Source organism: Saccharomonospora marina XMU15 (assembly GCF_000244955.1).
Taxonomy (GTDB): Bacteria; Actinomycetota; Actinomycetes; order Mycobacteriales; family Pseudonocardiaceae; genus Saccharomonospora_A; species Saccharomonospora_A marina.
Window position 1 is genome coordinate 770526 of record NZ_CM001439.1, and the last position, 7141, is coordinate 777666.

The 7141-nt window shown below is 68.2% G+C and carries 7 protein-coding genes; 5 read left to right on the plus strand and 2 right to left on the minus strand.

Going from position 1 to position 7141, the window contains the following annotated elements:
* Positions 1–163 precede the first annotated feature (163 nt).
* Genes tsaB through tsaD form a run of 3 tightly spaced genes read left to right on the plus strand, consistent with a single transcriptional unit; the run spans position 164 to position 2294 of the window.
* The gene (tsaB, locus tag SACMADRAFT_RS03700) at positions 164–778 is read left to right on the plus strand and encodes a tRNA (adenosine(37)-N6)-threonylcarbamoyltransferase complex dimerization subunit type 1 TsaB (protein WP_009152438.1); all 615 of its coding nucleotides are present in this window, start codon (positions 164–166) and stop codon (positions 776–778) included.
* The gene (rimI, locus tag SACMADRAFT_RS03705) at positions 775–1248 is read left to right on the plus strand and encodes a ribosomal protein S18-alanine N-acetyltransferase (RefSeq protein ID WP_009152439.1); all 474 of its coding nucleotides are present in this window, start codon (positions 775–777) and stop codon (positions 1246–1248) included. The genes tsaB and rimI overlap by 4 nt, the downstream gene beginning before the upstream one ends.
* Entirely contained in the window at positions 1248–2294 is a 1047-nt protein-coding gene (gene tsaD / locus SACMADRAFT_RS03710) for a tRNA (adenosine(37)-N6)-threonylcarbamoyltransferase complex transferase subunit TsaD (RefSeq protein WP_009152440.1), read from the plus strand. Before rimI ends, tsaD begins: the two co-directional genes overlap by 1 nt.
* Here tsaD and SACMADRAFT_RS03715 read toward each other — a convergent pair whose 3' ends face one another.
* The gene (locus SACMADRAFT_RS03715; protein ID WP_083840834.1) at positions 2295–3956 is read right to left on the minus strand and encodes an alkaline phosphatase D family protein; all 1662 of its coding nucleotides are present in this window, start codon (positions 3954–3956) and stop codon (positions 2295–2297) included. It abuts the gene before it with no gap.
* Positions 3957–4180: 224 nt separating this feature from the next.
* Here SACMADRAFT_RS03715 and groES point away from each other — a divergent pair, with 224 nt between their 5' ends.
* A complete protein-coding gene (gene groES / locus SACMADRAFT_RS03720; protein ID WP_009152442.1) occupies positions 4181–4474 on the plus strand; it encodes a co-chaperone GroES in 294 nt (97 codons plus the stop codon).
* An 82-nt stretch (positions 4475–4556) separates the two neighbouring features.
* A complete protein-coding gene (gene groL, locus SACMADRAFT_RS03725) occupies positions 4557–6170 on the plus strand; it encodes a chaperonin GroEL (RefSeq protein WP_009152443.1) in 1614 nt (537 codons plus the stop codon).
* 185 nt (positions 6171–6355) lie between these two features.
* On the opposite strand, the gene SACMADRAFT_RS03730 is transcribed toward groL, so the two are convergent.
* The gene (locus SACMADRAFT_RS03730; protein ID WP_009152444.1) at positions 6356–6658 is read right to left on the minus strand and encodes a WhiB family transcriptional regulator; all 303 of its coding nucleotides are present in this window, start codon (positions 6656–6658) and stop codon (positions 6356–6358) included.
* Positions 6659–7141: the final 483 nt, after the last annotated feature.

Below are 7141 nucleotides of genomic sequence, written 5' to 3' on the forward strand. Positions count from 1 at the left end.
CCGGCCGAACCGCGTTTAGCGGGCTAACGGTGGTCGGGACCCGCAACCGACCTGGGGCTCGCATCGCTTAGCGTATGCAAGTACCACGATTAGCCCGCTAACCGTGGTCGCGGTCACGGCGGGTGCTCGGCGTTCGTTCACCGGTCGGTCGTAGGCTCGAAGGGTGCTCGTACTCGCCATCGACACTGCGACGTCCGCGGTCACCGCAGGTGTCGTCGACGTGCGCTCCGACAGACTCGACGCGCTTGCCGAGCGGGTCACGGTCGATGCTCGAGCCCACGGCGAGTTGCTCACCCCGCATGTCATGGACGCCCTCCACGAGGCGGGGGCGAGGCTCGACCACCTTGACGCCATCGTGTGCGGGGTGGGTCCCGGACCGTACACCGGACTTCGCGCGGGCATGGTCACCGCCGCCGCCCTGTCGCACGCTCTGGACATCCCCGCCCATCCGGTCTGCAGCCTCGACGCCATCGCCGCGGCGGTGGACGCCGATGGACCCTTCCTCGTCATCACAGATGCGCGGCGCCGCGAGGTCTACTGGGCGGCCTACGACCGGGCGGGCACCCGTACCGACGGTCCGAACGTCGACCGGCCCGCCGATCTCGACACATCGTTCACCGAACGCGTCGAACACGCTCACCCCAGCCCACGTGGCCTGGTCAGGGCAGCGGGCGAAGCGCTGTTCAGCGGTGAACCGGCCGCACCGTTGACCCCCCTCTACCTGCGCAGGCCGGACGTCGCGCAGCCGGGCGCGCGAAAGCGGGTGACCGTGCCGTGAGGCTCGAGCCGCTGCGCGGCAAGCACATCCGCCGCTGTGTCGAGTTGGAACGGATCCTGTTCGCCGGTGACTCACCGTGGAGCGCGAGCGGCTTCCACGCAGAACTGCAGGCGGGTGGCTACTACCTGGCCGCACTCACCGATGATGACCAACTGGCCGGATATGCGGGCCTTGCGGTGGCGGGCACACCGGGGGACTGGGAGGCCGGCGTGCATACCATCGGCGTGCATCCCGACTTCCAGGGGCAGGGCATCGGAACCATGCTGTTGCGTGCGCTGCTGGAGAGAGCCGATCAGCTGAAGGCGCCGGTGACCCTCGAGGTTCGCACCGACAACGAGCCGGCCATCAGGCTCTACGAGCGACACGGCTTCAGCCGGATCGGCCTGCGCAAACGCTACTACCAGCCCTCGGGCGCCGACGCCTACACGATGTTGCGGCAGGCCGGTGGCACACAGGAGGTGGCAGGCTGATGCCATCGATCATCATGGGAGTCGAGACTTCCTGCGACGAGACCGGTGTCGGTCTCGTGCGGCTGCACGACGACGGCACTGTGGAACTGCTGGCCGACGAGGTGGCCTCCAGCGTGGAGGAGCACGCCCGCTTCGGTGGTGTCGTCCCGGAGGTGGCGAGCAGGGCTCACCTCGAGGCGATGGCGCCGACCGTTCGTCGCGCTTTCGAAAGCGCCGGCCTGGAACTGTCCGACGTGGACGCGGTCGCGGTTACGGTCGGGCCGGGCCTGGCCGGCGCGCTCCTCGTCGGCGTGGCGGCGGCCAAGGCATACGCGGCTGCGCTCGACGTGCCGCTGTACGGCGTCAACCACCTCGCGGGCCACATCGCTGTCGACACGCTGGAGCACGGGCCACTGCCTTCGCCGTGCCTGGCGTTGCTGGTCTCGGGCGGCCATACCCAGCTGCTCCGGGTCGACCACATCGCGTCGAAGATCACCGAGATCGGCTCCACCGTTGACGACGCGGCAGGCGAGGCGTACGACAAGGTCGCCAGGCTTCTCGGGCTGCCCTATCCCGGCGGCCCACCCATCGACAAGGCGGCCAAGAGCGGTGACGCGCAGGCGATCGCGTTCCCGCGCGGCATGACAGGCCCCCGCGACGCGAAGTTCGACTTCTCCTTCTCCGGGTTGAAGACGGCGGTGGCGCGGTGGGTGGAGGCCACGGAGTCACGTGGCGAGCAGGTGCCGGTCGCCGACGTGGCCGCTTCCTTCCAAGAGGCGGTCGCGGATGTGCTCACGGCGAAAGCCGTGCGGGCCGCGACCGAGTCCGGCATCGGGACCCTCGTCATCTCCGGCGGGGTGGCCGCGAACTCCCGCCTTTCGGCGCTGGCCAGGCAGCGGTGTGCCGAGGCGGGGATCGAACTTCGCGTACCCCGGCCTCGGTTGTGCACCGACAACGGGGCGATGATCGCGGCGCTCGGTGCGCACGTGGTAGCGGCTGGTTGCGCACCGAGCGCCATGGACCTCTCAGCCAATCCGGCGTTGCCGGTCAGCACCGTGTCCCTGTGATCAGCCGGGCTGCACCTGCGAAAGCCCGGGGTGACGGTCGGCGATCACGAAGGAGGCCCGGGTACGCACCGGCGAGCCCGGCTCGGTGACTCGCTCCACCACTCGGAAATCCGCGCGCATCTCCTCGCGGGTGATGCGCGTGCGCACGTAGCCGCGCTGCGCGTTGCGGAACTTGATGTGCGGGTTGCGGCGCAGGTTGGGGTCGTCGGCCGGGTCGGAGTCGGCGCCGTTGCCTCCCGAGGTGATGGAACTGGTCACCAGTTCGCTGCCGACCACCCTGCTGTCCGGGTCGGCGTAGTTCTCCTTCAACTCGTTCGCCCAGTGGGTGTGCACGTCGCCGGTGAGGACCACGGGGTTGCGCACGCCCGCCTCCAACCACCCTTCGGCGATGCGCTCCTGGGAACCCTTGTAGCCGTCCCAGGCGTCCATGCTGTTGGCGCCGGAGCCGCTGACCCTGCGTGCGAAGAACACCTGCTGGCCGAGCACGTCCCAGCGAGCGCGCGAGCGGCGGAACTGCTCGAGCAGCCAGGCCTCCTGGTCGGCGCCCGTGATCGTCCTGGCGGGATCGGCGGAGTCCTCGCAGACCTTCCAGCCGTCGCCGCATGCCTGGTCGTCGCGGTACTGCCTGGTGTCGAGCATGTGGAAGTTGGCCAGCGAGCCCCAGGCGATCGATCGGTAGAGCCGGATGTGGGAGCCCTGCGGCATGTTGCGGCGGCGCAGCGGCATGTTCTCGTAGTACGCCCGGAAGGCGTTCGCCCTGCGCTGTAGGAAGTTGGGCTGCGGAATCTCCGGCTTCTCGTGAATGTCACCCGCCCAGTTGTTGTCGACCTCGTGGTCGTCGGGCACGACCAGCCACGGGGCGACGGCGTGCGCTGCCTGCAGGTCGGCGTCGGTCCGGTACTGCGCGTGGCGCTGCCGGTAGTTGGCCAGCGTCTCGGTCTCAGGTCCCGCGTGGTCGCGGACGTTGCCGTCGGGGGAGATGTAGACCTGCGGCCGGTACTCGTAGATGTAGTCGCCGAGGTGCAGCACCAGGTCCGGCTCGTCGGCGGCGAGGTGCCGGTAGGCGGTGAAGTAGCCGTGCTCGTACTGCGAGCAGGACGCGAAGCTCATCGTGAGCCCGGAGCCGAGAACCCCGATCGGCGGTGCGGTGCGGGTGCGGCCGGGCCGGGAGACGTGGCGGCCGTAGCGGAACCGGTAGAAGTACTCGCGCCCGGGTGCCAGGCCCGCGACCTCGGCGTGCACCGAGAAGCCTGCGTCGGGACCGGTGCGCTCCTGGCCGCGGCGCACGATGTGCCGGAACCGCTCGTCACGCGCGATCTCCCAGTCGACCTCGACGGTGCGCGATCCCATGCCACCGAGTCCGTCCTCGGCCAGCGGGTCGCGGGCGAGGCGGGTCCACAGCACCACGCTGTGGTTGTCCGGCTCGCCGGATGCGACGCCGAGGGTGAAGGGGTCGCCGTCGCGGGTGCCGGGACGGACTGGGGACGGTGCGGCTGCTGCCACGGTGCTCGGCAGGGTCGTGGCGAGCACCGCGGCCCCGACCGCGGCCCCTCCTACGAGTACATGACGGCGTGTTGAAGTGAAAGACTGATTGTCACCTGATGCGGGCACGGGTTGACTCCCAACGTGCTGTCTACCAGCCAGAACCAGCACAGCCTGCATTGGCAGGGTGACAGCTGTTGCCCTTGCGAGTGAGCAGTCGATGAACGTTGAGTAGGTGCGAATCGCCCGATCTCGGCCCTGGTTGCGCGGCTAGCACTCGAGTCAGTAGAGTGCTAATCGCACGGCACCGCACACGCCCCGGCACCCGCGACGGCGGGGTGGTAGGAGCCGTACCCAACTAGGTACCTGCCAACGCTTTCGACGGACCCGTGGAGGTCAATCCGGTGAGCGTGAACATCAAGCCGCTCGAGGACAAGATCGTTGTCCAGACGAGTGAGGCCGAGGAGACGACGGCGTCCGGCCTCGTCATCCCCGACACCGCGAAGGAAAAGCCCCAGGAGGGCAAGGTCCTGGCCGTCGGCCCGGGCCGCATCGACGACAAGGGCAACCGCGTCCCGATGGACGTCAAGGAAGGCGACGTCGTCATCTACTCCAAGTACGGCGGCACCGAGGTCAAGTACAACGGTGAGGACTACTTGATCCTGTCCGCCCGCGATGTGCTGGCCGTCATCAACTGACGACCTGCGTACGCGATAACGCCCCGGGCCCCGCGCAAGCCGGGGGCCGGGGCGTTTCGCGTGTACGGAGAGAGGGTTCGCAATGCCAAAGCAGATCAACTTCGACGAGGACGCTCGTAGAGCGCTCGAACGCGGCGTCGACAAGCTCGCCGACGCTGTCAAGGTGACCCTCGGGCCACGCGGTAGGCACGTCGTGCTGGACAAGAAGTTCGGTGGCCCCACGATCACGCTCGACGGCGTCACGGTCGCGCGTGAGATCGAGCTGGACGACCCGTTCGAGAACCTCGGTGCGCAACTGGCGAAGAACGTCGCGACGAAGACGAACGACGTCGCGGGGGACGGCACCACAACGGCGACCGTGCTCGCACAGGCGCTGGTGTCCGTCGGCCTGCGCAACGTTGCCGCAGGCGCCAACCCGACCGCGCTCGGCAAGGGCATCGAAGCCGCGGCCGACAAGATCATCGAGGTGCTCAAGGACAGGGCGACGCCGGTCAAGGGCCGCGACAACATCGCCCAGGTGGGCACCGTCACCTCGCGCGACGCCAACATCGGCGCGTTGCTGGGTGAGGCCGTGGAGAAGGTCGGTGAGGATGGTGTGATCACCGTGGAGGAGTCCTCCACGCTGGCCACCGAACTGTCCATCACCGAGGGCGTGCAGTTCGACAAGGGCTTCATCTCGGCGCACTTCGCGACCAACGCGGAGGAGCAGCGGGCGATCCTCGAGGACGCCTACGTGCTGCTGCACCGGGAGAAGATCTCGGCGCTGGCCGACCTGCTCCCGCTGCTGGAGAAGGTGGCGGAGGCCAAGAAGCCGTTGCTGATCATCGCCGAGGACGTCGAGGGTGAGGCGCTGTCGACTCTGGTGGTCAATGCGCTGCGCAAGACGATCACCGCGGTGGCGGTCAAGGCACCGTTCTTCGGTGACCGCCGCAAGGCGTTCCTCGACGACCTCGCCGTCGTCACCGGCGCAGAGGTCATCTCCGGCGAGGTGGGCCTGAAGCTTTCCGAGGTGGGGATCGACGTGCTGGGCAAGGCCAGGCGCATCGAGGTCACCAAGGACACCACCACCATCGTGGACGGTGCGGGCACCAAGGCCGACATCGACGCGCGTATCGCCCAGATCCGCAAGGAGATCGAGACCACCGACTCCGACTGGGACAGGGAGAAGCTGCAGGAGCGCCTTGCCAAGCTCGGTGGCGGGGTCGCGGTCATCAAGGTCGGTGCGGCCACCGAGACCGAACTCAACGAGCGCAAGCACCGTATCGAGGACGCCGTGGCCTCCACCAAGGCAGCCGTCGAGGAGGGCATCGTGCCCGGCGGCGGTTCCGCACTGGTGCACGCGGCCAAGGAACTGGAGAGCGGGCTCGGCCTCAGCGGCGACGAGGCGACCGGCGTGAAGATCGTCCGTGAGGCGCTGGTCGCGCCGTTGCGGTGGATCGCCAACAACGCGGGCTACGAGGGCCCCGTCATCGTGTCGAAGGTCCAGGAGCAGAGCTGGGGGCAGGGCTTCAACGCCGCCACCGGTGAGCTCACCGACCTGCTCGCGGCGGGCATCGTGGACCCGGTGAAGGTGACGCGCTCCGCCGTCGCCAACGCCGCTTCCATCGCTCGGCTCGTGCTCACCACGGAGAGTTCCGTTGTGGACAAGCCGGAAGAGGAAGAGGACAACGGGCACGGGCACGGCCACTCCCACTGAGTGTCGGCCGCGCGACAGCCACCACAACGGGGCGGCACCCGCCGAGCGGGTGCCGCCCCGTCCGTTTCGGCCCTGGTTCGCCGAGCGCGTTTCGCGGGCTAACTGCGGTTCGGGACGCGCGCGAGCACGCAAATGCAAAACGGAGGGCATCCCCCCACGGGTGCCCTCCGTTTTGGCGGATACGACTAGTTGCCTGTCAGGGTCAACGTGCGCTTCTGCGATCTGATGATTGTCTCCCGTTCCGATTCCGAAAGGCCGCCCCAGATGCCGTACGGCTCGTGCACCGCGAGCGCGTGTTCCCGGCAAATCCGCAGCACAGGGCAGGTATGGCAGATCGCCTTGGCCCGTGCCTCCCGCCTTGCTCTCGCCGGCCCCCTTTCCCCGTCAGGGTGAAAGAAAGAACCGCTGTCCATCCCCCTGCATGCCCCCTCCAGTTGCCAGTCCCAAACATCCGCGTTCGGGCCAGGGAGTCTGCGCGTGTCTGCCATCGTTGACCGCCTCCGATATCCGGCCCCACGCGGCCGGATTCATGCAGTTGTACCTGTGCGACTACTCCATTTGGTGCAACGGCCGTAACGCTAGAAGTGCGAGAACTGTTGTTCAAGGGCTTGGGATCAATTCAGCCGTTAGTGGTCTCACCCAACCGTGTGAGGTCCAATAGCAGAACGAAGCCCTTTTTGATCTTCGTTTTCGGCTGCGGATATTGATCTACGTGGGAATAGCGTGCCCTTGTTCCATGCTCACGCACCGCGCATCCGAGGCCCACGCCCTTCACCCGGTCGTACTCGGCGACGATGGATCCGTGCCTTTGAGCGAACCCGCGTTGCGCCGCGCCGCGTTCGGCGACGCGCCCGCGATCACCGACCGAGCGTTGGCCGCCGCCACGACGCCGCGATCGCAGTGGTTGGCGGCCGTGTTGCTGGGCGCGCGCGGTCGATATGCGGCCGCCGCGGCGCTGGTGCGGCCGCTCA